Source organism: Staphylococcus sp. GDY8P120P, assembly GCF_017892065.1.
In the GTDB taxonomy this organism is placed as follows: domain Bacteria; phylum Bacillota; class Bacilli; order Staphylococcales; family Staphylococcaceae; genus Staphylococcus; species Staphylococcus nepalensis.
In genome coordinates, this window is sequence record NZ_JAESKI010000007.1 from 99347 (window position 1) to 116693 (window position 17347).

At 33.0% G+C, this 17347-nt stretch carries 12 protein-coding genes; 3 read left to right on the forward strand and 9 right to left on the reverse strand.

Going from position 1 to position 17347, the window contains the following annotated elements; genetic code table 11:
* Nucleotides 1-46: 46 nt before the first annotated feature.
* The 5 genes from KA900_RS05045 to KA900_RS05065 form a co-directional block, all read right to left on the reverse strand.
* The gene (locus KA900_RS05045) at nucleotides 47-511 is read right to left on the reverse strand and encodes a hypothetical protein (RefSeq protein WP_210139340.1); all 465 of its coding nucleotides are present in this window, start codon (nucleotides 509-511) and stop codon (nucleotides 47-49) included.
* 348 nt (nucleotides 512-859) lie between these two features.
* Nucleotides 860-2035 (reverse strand): M20 family metallopeptidase, encoded by a 1176-nt coding sequence (locus tag KA900_RS05050; protein WP_119487710.1) that lies wholly within the window; start codon nucleotides 2033-2035, stop codon nucleotides 860-862.
* Between the two features lie 78 nt (nucleotides 2036-2113).
* Entirely contained in the window at nucleotides 2114-3511 is a 1398-nt protein-coding gene (locus KA900_RS05055) for an MFS transporter (protein ID WP_210139341.1), read from the reverse strand.
* 443 nt (nucleotides 3512-3954) lie between these two features.
* Nucleotides 3955-6237 (reverse strand): transcriptional regulator AryK, encoded by a 2283-nt coding sequence (gene aryK, locus KA900_RS05060; protein ID WP_119487709.1) that lies wholly within the window; start codon nucleotides 6235-6237, stop codon nucleotides 3955-3957.
* A gap of 227 nt (nucleotides 6238-6464) precedes the next feature.
* Nucleotides 6465-9005: an MMPL family transporter gene (locus tag KA900_RS05065; RefSeq protein ID WP_207606308.1), complete on the reverse strand. Its 2541-nt coding sequence runs from the start codon at nucleotides 9003-9005 to the stop codon at nucleotides 6465-6467.
* A gap of 148 nt (nucleotides 9006-9153) precedes the next feature.
* Between KA900_RS05065 and KA900_RS05070 the strand changes: the two genes are divergently transcribed.
* Nucleotides 9154-9708 carry a TetR/AcrR family transcriptional regulator gene (locus KA900_RS05070; protein ID WP_096808370.1) on the forward strand — a complete coding sequence of 185 codons (555 nt, stop codon included), beginning with the start codon at nucleotides 9154-9156 and terminating at the stop codon, nucleotides 9706-9708.
* Between the two features lie 49 nt (nucleotides 9709-9757).
* On the opposite strand, the gene pruA is transcribed toward KA900_RS05070, so the two are convergent.
* Complete coding sequence (gene pruA, locus KA900_RS05075) at nucleotides 9758-11302, reverse strand: L-glutamate gamma-semialdehyde dehydrogenase (RefSeq protein ID WP_096808369.1); 1545 nt, start codon at nucleotides 11300-11302, stop codon at nucleotides 9758-9760.
* 416 nt (nucleotides 11303-11718) lie between these two features.
* Nucleotides 11719-12156: a DUF4064 domain-containing protein gene (locus KA900_RS05080; protein WP_096808368.1), complete on the reverse strand. Its 438-nt coding sequence runs from the start codon at nucleotides 12154-12156 to the stop codon at nucleotides 11719-11721.
* A gap of 185 nt (nucleotides 12157-12341) precedes the next feature.
* Here KA900_RS05080 and KA900_RS05085 point away from each other — a divergent pair, with 185 nt between their 5' ends.
* Together KA900_RS05085 and KA900_RS05090 are read left to right on the forward strand one after the other, a co-directional pair.
* Entirely contained in the window at nucleotides 12342-14033 is a 1692-nt protein-coding gene (locus KA900_RS05085) for a BCCT family transporter (protein ID WP_096808367.1), read from the forward strand.
* 252 nt (nucleotides 14034-14285) lie between these two features.
* Nucleotides 14286-15071, forward strand: a complete 786-nt coding sequence (locus KA900_RS05090) for a putative hydro-lyase (protein WP_119487707.1) — start codon at nucleotides 14286-14288, stop codon at nucleotides 15069-15071.
* Nucleotides 15072-15274: 203 nt separating this feature from the next.
* Here KA900_RS05090 and KA900_RS05095 read toward each other — a convergent pair whose 3' ends face one another.
* Nucleotides 15275-16291: a PTS sugar transporter subunit IIC gene (locus KA900_RS05095; RefSeq protein WP_096808365.1), complete on the reverse strand. Its 1017-nt coding sequence runs from the start codon at nucleotides 16289-16291 to the stop codon at nucleotides 15275-15277.
* A gap of 435 nt (nucleotides 16292-16726) precedes the next feature.
* Complete coding sequence (locus tag KA900_RS05100; RefSeq protein WP_115341917.1) at nucleotides 16727-17290, reverse strand: sugar O-acetyltransferase; 564 nt, start codon at nucleotides 17288-17290, stop codon at nucleotides 16727-16729.
* Nucleotides 17291-17347 lie beyond the last annotated feature (57 nt).

Below are 17347 nucleotides of genomic sequence, written 5' to 3' on the forward strand. Positions count from 1 at the left end.
TTAATCACTGCTTTCTTAACAGACCACAGAAATACAACATGGGTCATTATACAAAATTGAATAATTTTATATTATTATTTTTGGCGTATTCTAAAGCTAATATTTCTAAAATATTAATGAATGCTCTATTTTCTTTAACTTTAATATACTGAAATTTAAAATCTTTTTCTACTGCTTTAATATGTTTCAGTTCTGAATCATCTAATTCATGTTGTTCGATATAAGTTTTTCTAAATTTTGCAGTTCCAGTATCTGAAGCTAAATTAAATTGCCCTAATTTATCATATAAATCTTTTTGCGTTAATTTATAACCAGTCATAAATCCACCGGCTTGCCCAACAAAAATAGGTGTTTTGTTTTCAAAGATTACAAAAACGCCCTTTTGCTCTCTAACTTTACTTCGCTTATCATTATCAAATGTTAAAGCCTTAGAATGATCATATTTAAATAATTTTTTTAATTGCTTATTATAGTCTTCTAACAAGTCATTTATTTTTTTCTCGCCATTCAATGCAATCATCCCCTTCTATTTTTCATTTTACATATACACTAAATAGAGATATATTAAACCTTCATTTTTAATTGTTAGTTTAAATTGCATTCAAATTTATTACAACCATTTATTTCTGTTCCACAATATATGAAAGTGCAAAATCCCATACTTATCTCAAAAAAAGAGTGAGAAAGCGGCCTATGTTTAGGTCATAGGTTCCATTTTCTCACTCTCATAAATATCAATAGATGTTTAATCATTTGATTCAAATACATTGCTTAACCAAATATCTGTCACTTTAGTCTTCCTTCTATAGTAACTCCATTTTTATAACTTTCATCATTCAATATTTAGCAGGTATTGCTTTTATTTCAAATAATTTAATACAGCAATGCCTACCGCTTCAGCAGAAACACGCATCGCTTTTTCACTAATATTAAATTTAGGGTGATGATGCGGGTGGATATCACCGTTTTCAGGTGAAGCACCTGCGTAGATAAATGTGCTAGGAATTGCTTTAGCATAATACGCAAAATCTTCAGATGGTGGTTGTGGCTCACATCTTTCAACATTGTTAATCGCATCTGTTTCTGCATTTTCTAATGTATCTACCACAAATTGAGTAAACTCAGGATCATTGTACAGTGCTGGATAATCATCGTGATAGTCTAATTCACATTCGACACCGAACATTGCTTCTAAACCTGCTGATAAACGGTTCACTTCTTTTTTAATTGTATTTTTGGTCTTATCAGTCAACGCACGTACATCGCCTTCTATTTCGATACTATCTTTAATAACATTAAATTGACCTTTACCATCAAATGAACCTATCGTTACGACCCCAGTTTCAAACGGGTTTAAACGTCTAGATACGATTGTTTGTATGGCATTTACAAAGTAAGCACCTGCTACGATACTGTCATTTGCTGTGTGTGGCGATGAACCATGGCCGCCTTGGCCATTCACTTTTAATTTAAAGAAGTCACGTCCAGTTTGTACGTTGCCCTCTCTGTAATATATATTGCCAGCAGGCATATGACTCATGACATGAACACCTAATACATGGTCGACGCCATCTAAGACACCGTCTTTAATCATTGCTTGCGCGCCACCAGGTGGCACTTCTTCAGCTGGCTGATGGATGACAACTACTTTGCCATTAAAGTCGTCTTTCATTTCGATTAACGTTTCTGCGAGTATTAACATGTATGCTGTATGTGCGTCATGTCCACATGCATGCATAACACCTTCATTTTTTGAAGCAAATGCTAATCCTGTATCTTCTTGAATTGGTAAAGCATCAAAATCAGCGCGAATTGCAATCGTCTTACCTGGTTTTCCACTGTCAATCGTAACTTTCAACCCGTTAGGACCCACATTTGTTTCGACTTTACAATCTTTTCCTTCATAAAATGATTCAATATATTTTGGCGTTTCTTTTTCGTGGAAAGAGAGCTCAGGATGTTGATGTAAATAACGACGTATTTCAATCATACGCGGTTCTTTTTCTTTCAATTTTTCAATTAAATGTTTCATCATGGTTATTCCTCCTATTGTAAATATATAATATCTAATTGCTATTATATACTTTTTAAACTAAAGCGTTGTATTTTAGAATTATGCTTTCATTTGCTTTTTAAAAGATGGTACTGTCAATAAAATAATAACAAATGATAAAAGTGCCATGATGACGTTCAGCCATAAGCCTGCCAATGCACCGATTTGCACGTTTGTTGCTGCCGTAACAACACCATATAATGCACCAGATAAAGCTATACCAAATGCGCCGCCTAATGAAGAAGCCATTTTATAAATACCTGAAGCTACCCCCACTTTATCTTCAGGCGAATTAGATATCGCCATATCTGTAGAAGGTGTTGCATAAAAACCTAAGCCTAAACCATATAATAAATAACCAATAATACATACAATGACATATAATACACTTGGTAAAAACGTTAATGAGATTAAAATAATACCTATCATATTAAAAGTAGTTCCTAATAACATAGGTTTTTTTGCGCCTACTTTTTGTAACACTTTTTCACCAACTCTAATCATCAATAATACAGTTACTAAATATGTGATTGATAAAAGCCCTGTTTGAAACGCATTAAAACCTAATCCCTTTTGAACAAAAGTATTTGCCACTAATAAGGCACCGGCCACGCCGTTAAGTAAGAAATTCGACAACGTTGCGCCTGTATATGCTTTATTTTTAAATAATTTAAAGTCAATAAGTGGGTTACGTTTTTTATTTTCAATTTTTATAAAGTACATTGTAGTTAATACAAATACAATAATCAGACCCAATATTAAAGGTGAAACGATGCCGAATGTACCACTTTGTGTAATAACAATATTAATACTTAACATCATCACTACAAAAAGTATGAGGCCTGTAAAATCAAATTTTAAATCGGTTGTATTATCTGATTTTGTTTCCGGCGTCCCTTTTATAAGTAACATCGCCATCAAAGCAATAATTATTGATAAGATAAAAATCCATCGCCATCCAATAAATGTGGCCACCATGCCACCAAATAATGATGCCAATCCTGAACCGCCCCATGAGCCGATAGACCAGTAACTTAATGCACGTTGTCTATCTTTGCCTTCAAAATATGTTTTCATAATTGCTAATGTTGATGGCATAATTGCAGCTGCTGATAAACCTTGAATCACTCTCCCTAAAATGAGTAATACTGGTAAGTTGCTAATAATGATTAATAGTGAGCCAATAATACTCAACCATAATCCAATATAAGTTATTTTCACACGTCCTACTTTATCAGCAAGACTGCCAGCTCCAACCACAAACATCCCTGAGAATAATACTGTAATACTTACAGCGATACTGATTGTGCCAATATTACTATCAAACGATTGTTGTAACGTTGGCACTACATTTAATAATGATTGTGCAAATAACCAAAAAGTAACGACGCCTAATACAATACCTAATATTAATTTATTGTCGCCTCTATACGTTTGCACGTTTCCCTGTTGAGTCATTTGTTCGTCCTCCTAAATTATTTTGTTAAATGACAAATAGGGAAGATTAGCTCGATTGAAAAATGTGCTTGTTTATCGACATTTTCAATAAATGATACTCGCTATCCTCTCTACAAAACATCATAACGAGTACCATTTTTGAAAAATATAGAATATTTGTGTTTCTAGTATCTAATATTTTCTACTTATTTTTTTCATTTAAAGAAGACAAAAATGTAATATATCTTTTTTGTCTTTTCATTGATAACTAAAAAAGAGAGAAACATAAAAATCATTACTTACAATAAATAAATTGATTTCTATGTTTCTCTACCTGATAAATGATTGCAGTTCCAATAAATATGCTAAAGCATTTTATATTAACGGTTGTTCTAGGATGCGTTTTAAATTGTAACCCGCTATTTATATATAACAGATGGTATTCAAACGTTTTATGAAGATGATTAAAAGTATTTTTTAAACTCAATGATTTGTATCGCGTTGGTTTGTAACTTTAAATGATAAGACACTGTATCTACTATATCCACTTCGCTAACGTCTAATTTAGGGTAAGATACTCTATTCACATAATTAATAGTTTCTTCATCCATACCATGACGCGTATTGTATTGCTGCCAAACTTGATAAAGTGCACCATTATTTTTGTCCAGAGTTAAGTGTTTAACTTTGTAAGTGCCTTTGTCTGCATTCAAAATATTGAGTTGATACTCTTTATGTAGCAAATAATCCGATTTCTCATTTATAGTGTAGTATGGGTTATAATGTTCTGCATCCCATACCACGATTTGAAATTGATCATTACACCCTAAAACTATACAGTCTTCATTCTTAAATAGCACTTGTTTAAATAATTTCTTAAAAAACATACTTGTAAAAAATGCTGGTCTTTTTCCATCAAATTGGTGATATAAATCGATACCATTCAGCTCTGATATCACATCATTTGCATTATATTGGTGATGTAATTCGTGATTTAACCAATAACCAATTGCATGGATACGATGATTCATATCAATGAGTTGTTCAAAAATAATACCTGCTCTAAAGTATTCTCCGTTAGTGAGGTGCGTGTTACCAGTTAAAGTATTCCAATTAAGAAGCACCACTGGTATATTTTTATCCTTCACTCCTAATAATCGTGTCATGGTATTATATTGTGCGATGATATGTCTTTTTGCTAAATCATACTGTTTACTTTCTATAGATTTAAAATTAATAATATCATTTTGGTTTGCGTTAAACGCTATACTATCAATATTTGTGCTTGCTTCTGACAGTAGTTTTTTAGCTGTCGCTAACGCATTCATATTATCCATATCAATATTAAGTACAATATGGGCGAACTCAAAATATTGCTTAAACAAAGTGATAACGTTTAATATTTTCTGCGTATGGTTACACTTAAGATAAACAACAAGTTTAAAACAATCTCTATTAGGAACCGTATTATAAATATGTTCTAATAAGCACTTTAATTCTTTTGTGTATTTTTCAAATTGTGAAGGCAACGTTGGCGGATGCATTTCGATACCTAACCCTATTTGATGCTCATATAGAAAATTTAAACATTCATCCACTTTCATATAAGGGTGCATATTGGGAATCATTTCGTCACTTTCAATCACATTACGATCAATATAACCTTTTAATATAGGGTCTTTAATTAAAACATGATCTAATCCTAAATCGTGTTGTACTTCTATTAATTGTTTTCTATATCTTTGAATGAGTAACGTGTCAAAGCTCCCAATTTGAATAACATGTTGGTAATGTGATAATTGTTGGCTTAGATTATTTTCTAATGTAATATCAATTACTTTTTGATTATCAGGAGATTGAATGATGGTTCCAAGCGTTTGTTGTATATATGAAGATAAATAATATAAATACCTTTGATAGTTTTCAAATTCTGTTGTTTTTTTTATTTTCGTTGGGTGATCTTCACTTTGATATCGGGTTCTATATTGTGATGGTGTTAGCCCAGTATTTGCTTTAAAATACTTTAATAACATAGTCGAGTTGCTAAAACCATTTTTTAAAGCAATTTGTGTGATTGATGCATTTGTATGAACCAAATCATTTTTACAATGTTCTGTTCTAATATGATTAATATAATGATTAAAACCAATGCTCATGTGTTTCGTAAATAGTTTCGAAAGATACGTCGTACTCAAATGAACTTTTTCGGCTATTTCACTTAATGTAATAGGTGTATTAAAATATTTTTCAATATATTTACATACAAATTCCAAACGTTCATCGTTAATGTCATTTTCAAGCGTTGCATTGTCATGTGTTGGTAAATAACGCACAATAATAAATATCAAATCAATTAATTGCTGTTCTAAATATAAGCGATAAAATTTCCCTTTTCTAATATAGACAATACCAATTTTAGCAATTGCATTAATAATTTGTTTATAAATCACACCTTGTAACGTTTGCTGATTTAAAATATACATTTTACCATTAAAGTCGTTAATATATTGTCGTAAATAAGCTTCCGCTAAATGAATACTGATATATAAAGCATCATCCTCTTCTATAAATTGATAACGTTCTCTATGATTAATAATAAATACATCACCTGCTTGAAAAGTCTGAAATTGACTCCCTCTTACAACTTTCAACGTACTTTTAAGCACTAATACCATACGTACGCCATCGTTAAAATTCACTACTGAATTACCACTGTCATTAAATTCTATATCGTAAAAGATTTCCATATCACACCTCTTTATTTAAATACATTTTAATAAAGTAAATATGAATTTTCATGTTCTTTTTTGATTTGTCAGTAATTAGACATAAAAAAAGAGCAATGCAGAAACCAAAATACGAATTGGTTTTCTACACTTGCTCTTTTAAAATTACGTTTAGTTTTTTCAGAAATGTTTGTAGCACATACCACATTCAAATTTTAACTGTATGCTCAAACTTTAAAAACTAATGTCTATTTATTTTTATTAATCGCTTTTTCAATTAACTCATTTAAATGACGAATATTTTCACTTTGTTGCGATAACAATTCAACAATTTGATCATCTGCATTGCCTTGTTTATTCACTTGCTTATTACGAGGTTTACGTGCTACAGATGATTGTATTTCACTTTCATCTTGTGACGCTAATAAATCTTTTTTGTATGATTTTAAAGCTTCATACAAGAATTCAGGTTGTGTTGTTTGTTGCGCAATTTCGTTATATAATACTTTCGTTTTGTGATCAACGATAACCGTATGATTGTCTTCTTTAGCGTAACTTGGTTGCTTCTGAATACTAAATGAACGATCATAATTATCATGATGTGTGGACTGATTTATATTGGCATAATTGCTTGAAGGCATCTCACTTTGTAAAGCGTGTCCTTCAATATCTACATGCGGCAATATTCGGTTTAACCACGCTGGCATATACCAAGAAGCTTTACCAAATAATTGCGTTAATGCAGGAATTAATAATAGACGAACAATAAAGGCATCGAATAATATACCAAAGGCCAATGATAGCCCCATAGATTTAATCATCACGTCGTCTTGGAAGACAAATGCGATAAACACACTAAACATGATAAGCGCTGCAGCAACTACAACTGGACCACTTTCTTTAATACCTACTTTAATTGAATGCTCATTATTTCTTGTCTTACTGTATTCTTCGTGGATACGAGACATTAAGAAGACTTCGTAGTCCATAGCTAGACCAAATAGTAGACCTATTGTGATAACTGGTAAAAATGCTAATAACGGGCCGGTCGTATCTACACCAAATAAGCCTGACATAAATCCTTTTTGCATTACTAAGGTTGTGAATCCTAATGTCGCTACTAAGGACAGCACAAAACCTAATACTGCTTTTAACGGGATGATAATAGAACGGAATACTACCATTAATAGAACAAACGCTAATGCCACAATCACACCAGCAAATAATGGTATAGCTTCATTTAATTTTTGGGACATATCAATATTGATAACACTTTGTCCAGAAACTTCTGTTTTGAAATTATATTTATCTCTAGCATCGTCATCATAATCTCTTAAATCATGAACTAAATCATTTGTGGATTGTGCATTTGGTCCTTTTTCTGGGATGATTGCTACTAATGCATAATCTTTACTGTCGCTTAATTGGGGTGGCGTCGCCATATCCACATGATCCATATCATTAATATCTTTAGTTAAGCTTTGTAAATCTTTTTGTAAATCTTCTGGATTATCATTTTGGTCTTTCACATTCACAAGCATTGCGATTTGACCATTAAATCCTTCACCAAATTTATCTGAAACAATGTCATATGCTTTTTTCTGAGTAGTATCTTCTGGTTTCATACCGTCATCTGGGATACCAAGACGCATGTCATTAATCGGTATAGCAGCTACAACTAATATAATCAAGCCAATAAGCACAGCTGCTAAAGGTTTACCAACAACAAATTTAGACCATTTTGTGTCCACATCTCCATCAAACTCTGATTTCGTTTGTTTAGGATGAATTTTTTTATGGAAAATGCTAATTAATGCTGGTAATAATGTTAATGCACTAACTACTGCTACGAACACACTAATCGCTGAAGCAAATCCCATGACAGCTAAGAAATCGATACCTACAAGAGATAAACCACAAACAGCAATAATAACTGTCACACCAGCGAAAATAACTGCACTACCTGCAGTACCCACTGCTAAACCAATTGCTTTAATATGATTAGGTTCGCTCTTCACGATTTGTCGATATCTAAATAAAATAAATAATGCGTAATCAATACCCACTGCTAAACCAATCATTACAGACAGTGTTAAAGTCACATTCGGGATATCAAATGCGTATGTCAATAATGAGATGATGCCTACACCTGTACCTAAACCAAGTAAAGCGCTAATGATTGGCATGCCTGCTGCAATAAACGATCCAAATGTAATCAATAGAACAACAAATGCAACAATAACACCAATTATTTCAGAAGCGCCACCAATTTCAGTAGATTCCATGCCTGTACCCATGAGCTCAACTTGTACATTGTGATCCTCTTCTAATTTTTCAACTTGGTCTTTAACTTCATCTTTAGAGTCTTGTTTTAACGATGTTGCTGAAACATCATAATTAATGTCAGCAAACGCTGTAGACTTGTCTTCACTAATTTGTTTATTATCATAAGGATCTGTAATATCTTTAATATCCTTATCATTATCTTTAATATCTTTCAATGTATCTTTGACATCTTTTGTCATATCTTGTTTTACGATGCCATTATCGGAGTCACTTTTAAACACAACTCGTATTTGAGCTTTTTCACTATCTTGCCCAAACTCATCTTCTATCTTGTTATTCGTATCTAGTGACTGTAACCCGTTCATAGTAATATCATTATCAAACTTCGGCGAACTTATTGTAAGCGGTATAATAATTGCTGCGAGAATAACAACCCAAGCAACTATACTCCACCATTTGTGCTTAGCAACAAATGAACCTAGTTTGTATAAAAATTTTGCCAAACTATTGCCTCCTTATTTAAACAACGTTATAGTTTATACATATAGTGTAGATTATTTCTATTAGTATCGTACATCTCTTTACCCTGTTTCAAAAAGAATTAAATATGCATTTCTGTATATTTAAACTACAAATTAGGAGAATTGTAGAATGAATGAAAAAGATTTACGTGTTATTAAAACAAAACGCGCACTCTCTCAAAGTTTATATGAATTATTAGAAAAACAACCATTTTCAACCATTTCAGTTAACCAAATATGTAATGAAGCGTTAGTGCACCGTACAACATTTTATAAACATTTTTATGACAAATACGATTTACTTATTTATTTAACAACTGATTTAACACAAGATTATTTTTCTACAGATTTGAAAGAACGAATCAATAATCCTTTTACGATTTTAAACAAATCGATAACTGATATAGAAGAATTCAGTAAAATTAAAAGTAAGCAAGAAGACGATAAAGAATTTGAACGTACGCTTGAGAATCATTTTATTCGCGTATTGCAAAATGATATTAAAAAGAATGAACACCGGATATCAGTAGATAAAATTGTCCCGATAGATTTAGTTTTTTATGTTTACGGCACTACCCTTTACGCATTTATGGAATGGATTCGCGAACATGATATCAAACTACCTTCAGAAGAAATTGATAAACTATTTCATAAAATGATTAATATACAAGTTAATGACATATAAAAAATAGAGCAAGATAGCAATGCTATCTTGCTCTATTTTACATTATGCCTTAAAACATTTCTGAAACAACTTTTTGTTCTAAGAAATTTAATAAGTAGTCTGGACTACCTGTTTTAGCATCAGTACCTGACATTTTGAAACCACCAAAAGGATGGTAGCCAACAACAGCTGCAGTACAGCCACGGTTAAGATATAAGTTCCCAACATCATATGCTTTCACAGCTTCAATCCAATTTTCACGATTATTAGTAATAACCGCCCCTGTTAAACCATAATCTGTATCATTTGCTATTTCTAGTAATTCATTAAAGTCTTTACCTTTCACAAAGCCAACAACTGGACCAAATATTTCTTCTTGCATGATTTGATCACTTGATTTAAGCCCAGAGAAAATAGTAGGTTCAACAAAGTAACCTGTAGCCCCATCAGTGCCTCCACCTTGTTCTAATTTGCCTTCTTTTTTACCAATTTCGATATAATTTTTAATCTTATCAAATTGTTTTTGGTTAATAACCGGGCCCATATATGTGTTATTTTCTGTATTACCTAATGTTAATGATTTTGTTAGTTTAACTGCTTTCTCTAACACTTCATCATATACATCTTTATGAACGATAGCGCGTGAACAAGCAGAACATTTTTGGCCAGAGAATCCAAAAGCTGATGTCACAATAGATTCTGCTGCTAAATCTGTATCTATATCTTTATCAACAACGATTGCGTCTTTACCACCCATTTCAGTGATGACACGTTTTAAAAATTGTTGTCCTTCTTGTACTTTTGCAGCTCTTTCAAAAATTCGTGTACCTGTGGCACGTGAACCTGTAAAGGTAACAAAATGCGTATGCACGCTGTCTACGAGATAATCGCCAATTTCTTTTGGATCACCTGGCACAAAGTTTACCACGCCTTTAGGTAAGCCAGCTTCTTCTAATACCTCCATTAATTTATAAGCTGTTAATGGTGTATCTTCAGCTGGTTTTAAAAGCACTGTATTCCCTGCAACCACTGGTGCTAATGTCGTACCAGCCATAATTGCGAACGGGAAGTTCCATGGTGGGATTGTAACACCAGTGCCGATAGGTTTATAAAAATATTGATTGTGTTCCCCTTCTCTATCTAAAACTGGTTTTCCATCTGCGAGTTCCATCATTGACCGAGCATAGTATTCAATAAAATCAATACCTTCAGTTGCATCGCCGACCGCTTCGTCCCATGGTTTGCCAGCTTCATACACCATCACTGCTGAAATTTCTTCTTTACGACGTCTAATAATAGCCGCAACTTTAATTAAAAACTCAGCACGCTCTCTATGCGTCCAACGCTTCCATGATTTATAAGCTTCGTCAGCAGCTTCAAATGCTTTGTCCACTTCTTTTGTTGTCGCTTTTGATACTTCTGCAATGACTTCAGAAGTGTTTGCAGGATTGATAGATTGGAATGTATCTTTAGTGAATATTTTCTCCCCGTTAATTACTAAGGGAAGTTTTTGATTTAATTCACCTTTCACTTTCTTTAAAGCTTCTTTGAATGATTCGACATTGTCATTGTTTGTAAAGTCAATGCCCGGTTCATTTTTATAATTAACAACCATTTTTCTACCCCCATGTTAAGTTTGTAAATAGAAAACTAAAATGGAAACTTTCCATTCTTGATTTCATTGTATAGGTATCACACAACAAATGCAATCGCTTACAATAACTTTTATAGAAATATATTGTATTTTGTCACTGTAGCCAATATGCTTTAATAATGGGTTTAATATGAAAAGTACGCGTTCTTATTTCATGGGTGAAACGTCCTTTTTCTTCATATACAAACTACCTTATTCCCTGTCAGAATGATTTATTATAATAACTGTATTTAAAAAACACTTTCGTTTAATTTCAGTCCAGCAACATGGTTGTAACGAAAGTGTTTTTAACTTATTTCCAAAATATGTCTATGACTAAACTAACTACTTCATAACTTATTTGCTTATAATAGGATCATGTAGAAAGTATAATTCACCTATTTCTTATGTATTTTTTTGGATTTACTCTTTTTATTTGGCTGTCTAACTAATAATATAATTCCAGCGATAAGCCATAATAATGCCGTGAGCAGATTTAAAGTAAATACAGTTACAATAGCTAGTAATACAAGTATAACGCCAACTGTTTTAGGTAACTTATTAATTAACAATACAAATATGAGTGCTAGAATTGTCGTTATAATAACAGTCCCTAAAGCGATGATAAATAACTGACTTATGTTATCTAGCAATTGCGAAGTCTCTGTTTGCGTTAAGTTGTCACGGATTATATCTTGGTTTTCGACCGAACGCATCAACGAACTTTTATAACTCTCATCATTTAAAAATGGCGCTGCAATGGCCATTAAAAAAATAACTACAAACTGTATGAGAATACCTAACCAAGCCAATACTTTTTCCACAGTTCGCTTCATATTTAACCTCCTTAAAAACATCTATTTTCATAGGTTGTATACCCAACACTATACAAATTATTCACGTTGGCCTACCCTATAGTATAATATTTAAAATATATTTACAAAATTTTAAGCGAATACAGTTATGATGTTAGGGTAATTGCTTAATATAAATAAAAACAAAGGGATGATTTAATACTATTATGAATGACAAGAATGCATACGACAGAAAGAAAAAACATCGGAATCTTGTTTATATGATATCCGTAGCAATCATTGTCATAATTACTGTAATCGCAGGAAGTTTTCCTACGGTTTTCGGAACACATGCACAACAAGTTTACGATTATATAGCGAATCATTTTGGTTGGCTGTTCTTAGTAATTATTTTTATTTTAGATATCTTTTTAATTGCTTTAGCTGTTTCACGCTATGGTCGTTTTAAATTGGGTAATGATAATGAAGCTCCAGAATTTTCAATGATGTCTTGGATTGGCATGCTTTTTTCAGCTGGTTTAGGCGTCGGCATTGTTTTTTGGGGAGTAGCCGAACCATTAACACATTATTTACATTCACCATTTCCTGGTAAAACACCTGATGAATCTGCAGAATCTGCCCGTGTTGCTATGGGTTATACTTTCTTCCACTGGGGAATTTCACAGTGGTCTATATTTGCGATTGCTGGTTTAACAGTGGCCTATTTTCAATTTCGAAAAAAACGTAATGGCCTTATTTCAACTGCAATGGAACCCGTATTTGGTGAATCTTATAAACGCCCATACAGAAACGTGATAGATATATTAGCTATCATAGCTACTGTTATGGGGATAGCTACATCAATTGGTCTAGGTATTATGCAAATTAGTGGTGGGCTCCATCATGTCTTTAATGTACCGAATAATAATATAACAAAAATATCCATTACTATTTTAATGGTCGCTATCTTTTTGACCTCAGCTGTTACAGGCCTCAATAGAGGGGTTAAGTGGTTAAGCAATGTCAACATCGGTTTAGGCGCAATATTACTTATCTTTATATTTATATTCGGAGATTTTAAATTTATTTTAGAATCGTATACATTAGCGGTCGGTGATTACTTACGTCATTTCGTTGAATATAGTTTAAGAATTAGTCCGTATACAGGAGATAATGGCTGGATACAACAATGGACTGTCTTTTATTGGGCTTGGGTTATCTCTTGGTCTCCATTTATAGGCGGATTTGTAGCTCGTGTCTCACGTGGTAGAACTATCAGAGAATTCGTCATTGGTGTATTAATTATCCCCCCTTTAATTTCTTTTACATGGATTGCAGGCTTTGGGGGCACAGCAGTTAAAATTGCATTAACTAGTAACGATAACATCGCAAATATTGTTGATAAAGACTATACCGTTGCTCTGTTTGAATTGCTATCTAAATTTCCTATTGCTGATATAACTAGTGCTTTAGCGATTGCACTTATTTTTATATTTATCATTACAAGCGCTGACTCTACTACCCATATCGTTGCTGGTATGGCTACTGGTGGTATTGCAAATCCTAAAATTAAGCATAAAATTGTTTGGGGTATATTGATTGGTGCCATATCAGTCGCTATGACAATTGCAGGCGGTCTAACAAGTTTACAAACAGCCTCTGTGGTTACTGGTTTACCTTTCTCACTTATTCTGTTGCTTATGATTTTCTCCCTAATGCGTGCCTTACGAAGAGAACCAACAGAACATTTTAAAATGACTTATATCGATGATGATAAGGATTACTCTATACCATTAGAAGAACGTGAACGTAAAAACCCAACCCATAATGATCATCATTCAGTAGAACAAGCAAACGTTAAAGATGATAAACCTAATCACAAAAACGAGAGTAATCACTCAAAAAATAAAGACGATTAAATTAACAACGCATTTAAAAATTATTGATAATACACGATGGCAAAAATAAATTGAGCCATTATCAGTGATATGATTAATAAAGTTCTGCTCGACCTTATAACTCAATATTGTGATTGTAGAAGTGAAAACAAAATTAGTTTCTCTTCTATAATCATTTTTTGAATTCGCACAATATTCAGAAGTATTTATACAACTTATCGTTTAATTTTTGCTAAAATATATCTATATCCAAATGAATGGGAGGCACACTTGATGAATTTACAAACAGAACATCCAAGTACATTAAGAAAATTGATAAGTGAAGGTACACTCACAGGTCATACAAGTGGCATGGCTAAAGGTTATATTCAAGCAAATGTAGTCATATTACCATCTGCTTACGCGTATGACTTTTTAAAATTTTGTTTTAGGAACCCTAAAACATGCCCACTTTTAGACGTATCTGAAAAAGGATCTACGCATTTTCCTTTTTATGGTAAAAACGCTAATATAACTAGCGAAGTTGCTCAATATAGAGTATATCGTTATGGAGAATTAGTAGAATCCCCGGTCAATATTAAACATTTATTTAATGACGATATGGTAAGCTTCTTGATTGGTTGTAGTTTCACCTTTGAACATGCCTTATTAGAAGCTGGGCTTCCAATCCGTCACATTGAAGAAGAACATAATGTACCGATGTATGTGACAAACATTCCAGCAGCGCCAAGCGGCCAATTTTCAGGAAATATCACCGTAAGTATGAGACCGATGACCATGCAACAAGCCATAAAAGCAACTGAAATTACGACACATTTCAAAAATGTTCATGGCGCACCTATTCATATCGGTGACCCATCAGAAATTGGCATTGAAAACATCACTCAACCTGACTTTGGAGAACCTGTTACGATTAAAGAAAATGAGGTCCCTGTATTTTGGGGATGTGGTGTAACACCACAATCTGTCGCTCTAGACGCTAAGCCCGAATTAATGGTTACACATGCACCTGGACACATGTTTATCACTGATGTACCAGATAGCCAATTAAGTGATTAAACCTATATACAAAGTTAATTAATTATTATAAAAAACGCGGGCATATAGATGTCACAAAACCCATTTGGCTCTATATGCTCGCGCTCCTATTTTTCTATAATCATTTGTTTTTTATAAAATGCACTTCATGTATCCATTTTACGTCAGTCATAAGTAATTTTAAAAATCTTGATGACATGCTTTGATTTTGACTATACTTAATTTTAACGTGCTTCAATATCCTCTTTTGTAACAATTGGATAATTCTTAAACCAAACGGAACATGCATAACCTACAATTAATCCTATAATACCTACAATTACACCATAGATAATTATTTTCATCGGATCATTGAACCCAAACATAACAAGGAAACCTGCAAGTGGCGTTGCCGTTCCGGTAGCATCATTGATCATGCCAGATGAAGCAATAACTGCCCCTGCTAAAGCACCTCCAATAAAGTTTGCTGTGTATACTGGGACTGGATTCGCAGAAACGACATCGGCTTGTGATAATGGCTCAATACAAACTGCAATCCTAGATTTACGATCTCCAAGTTTTAATTTATTAAACATCGTACCGTTAATAAAGGACGATGAAAATGAAACCATTGCCGCAATAGCCATTGGCATGCCTGTTAATCCTAATAATGCAGTTAACGCCATCGAACTTAAAGGCGCTGTGCCGACCACTGTAATTACGCCACCTAGTATGAGACCCATAATAATTGGATTAATCTCTGTAGAACTTTGAATAATATCGCCAATCTTCAGTAATGAATTGTTAACTAATGGTGTAATCACTGTTGCGACCAATCTTGCCAACGGAGCAATAATTAAAATACCCACAATTAAATCTACGCCATCTGGTACTTTATCTTCTGCAAATTTCATTAAATAACCAATTGCATAACCTGCGACAAATCCCGGTATTAAATCTAAACCGCCACAAGCTGCTGCAATCACTAAAGCATAGACTGGTGAAACACCTATAGCCAAGGCAACTAAACCAGCTGCTGCGACGCCACCTAGACCTCCAGCTGCATCACCGAGATCACCTAAAAATTGAATCCCAAACAAATCGCCACCAACATACTTATGGAAAGCTTCAACTAAAAATGTGGCTATCGCTGCATTCGCTAACGCCCCCATGGCACGCATACCGTTAGGAGCACGATATGTAAATAATGTAAATAGTACTAAGACTATTATTAAAAACAAGGTCCCTATTAAAATGTCCATGAATAATTCTCCTCTTCCTTTGAACTACTGATACGTTAAATTTGTGGAAATTAATAGTTCAACCCATTTCAAATAAGGCTATCAAATCTATTTATAACAAGTACATACAAAAATATTATAACTCACAAAAATCTAACCTTACCAATTTCCATATCTATATATTCTAACATAAATTTTTATTATATTCCGAACAATTTTATTATATTTAATTTAAGCTCCGCGGAACATTTTTTAAAACAGATTTAATTTATTTTAAAATTTTACACAATTTTTCGTTCTTTCTTTTTTATTAACTAAAACGCTTTTCATCCCACTCTGTCTAATTTCAATATAGTTAAACAGTCCGAGACATCTATTTATGCCCCGGACTGTCCTCACTACCATCCTAATCAAGTGATATATTTTTCATTATTTAACTTAAGGTATATAGCAATTTTATTCATTATCAATCGTCTTAATTGGCTTAGCTGGAGAACCCACTGCTAATACATTACTTGGGATATCTTTAGTTACTGCACTTCCAGCACCTATCACTGCGCCATTACCAATCGTCACTCCCGGCAAAACAATCACATTTGCTCCTATCCAAACATTGTCTCCGATATGTATAGGCAAGGCCTGTTCTAAACCAATATTTCTATCTTGATAATTTAATGGGTGTATTGCTGTATAAAAGCCACATTTAGGCCCAATAAAAACATGATCACCGATAAAGATTTTACCACCATCCATAAAATAACAATCATGATTAATAAATACGTGTTTTCCTAAAAATGTATTATAGCCATAATCAGTATAAAATGGGCTCAGTAATTCTAAATGATTAGGTTCATCATTTAATAATTCTTTCAAAATAGCATGACGTTTTTCTTTATTACTTGGTTTCGTTTGGTTCAATTCAAAACATAAATCGTTCGCTTTGCTTCTTTCTTTCTCTAAATCCTCATCATAATTAGCATCATACCATTCACCTGCTAGCATTTTGTCTTTTTCAGTCATAATAGCGCCTCCAAACATGAGTTATATTTCTAGTATTCTTACTATATCTATCTCACT

Bases quoted from the DNA above. Each gene is read 5' to 3' on its own strand.
- KA900_RS05050 (WP_119487710.1), bottom strand. From the start codon at position 2,035: ATGATGAAACATTTAATTGAAAAATTGAAAGAAAAAGAACCGCGTATG.
- KA900_RS05055 (WP_210139341.1), bottom strand. From the start codon at position 3,511: ATGACTCAACAGGGAAACGTGCAAACGTATAGAGGCGACAATAAATTA.
- aryK (WP_119487709.1), bottom strand. From the start codon at position 6,237: ATGGAAATCTTTTACGATATAGAATTTAATGACAGTGGTAATTCAGTA.
- KA900_RS05070 (WP_096808370.1), top strand. From the start codon at position 9,154: ATGAATGAAAAAGATTTACGTGTTATTAAAACAAAACGCGCACTCTCT.
- pruA (WP_096808369.1), bottom strand. From the start codon at position 11,302: ATGGTTGTTAATTATAAAAATGAACCGGGCATTGACTTTACAAACAAT.
- KA900_RS05080 (WP_096808368.1), bottom strand. From the start codon at position 12,156: ATGAAGCGAACTGTGGAAAAAGTATTGGCTTGGTTAGGTATTCTCATA.
- KA900_RS05085 (WP_096808367.1), top strand. From the start codon at position 12,342: ATGAATGACAAGAATGCATACGACAGAAAGAAAAAACATCGGAATCTT.
- KA900_RS05090 (WP_119487707.1), top strand. From the start codon at position 14,286: ATGAATTTACAAACAGAACATCCAAGTACATTAAGAAAATTGATAAGT.
- KA900_RS05095 (WP_096808365.1), bottom strand. From the start codon at position 16,291: ATGGACATTTTAATAGGGACCTTGTTTTTAATAATAGTCTTAGTACTA.
- KA900_RS05100 (WP_115341917.1), bottom strand. From the start codon at position 17,290: ATGACTGAAAAAGACAAAATGCTAGCAGGTGAATGGTATGATGCTAAT.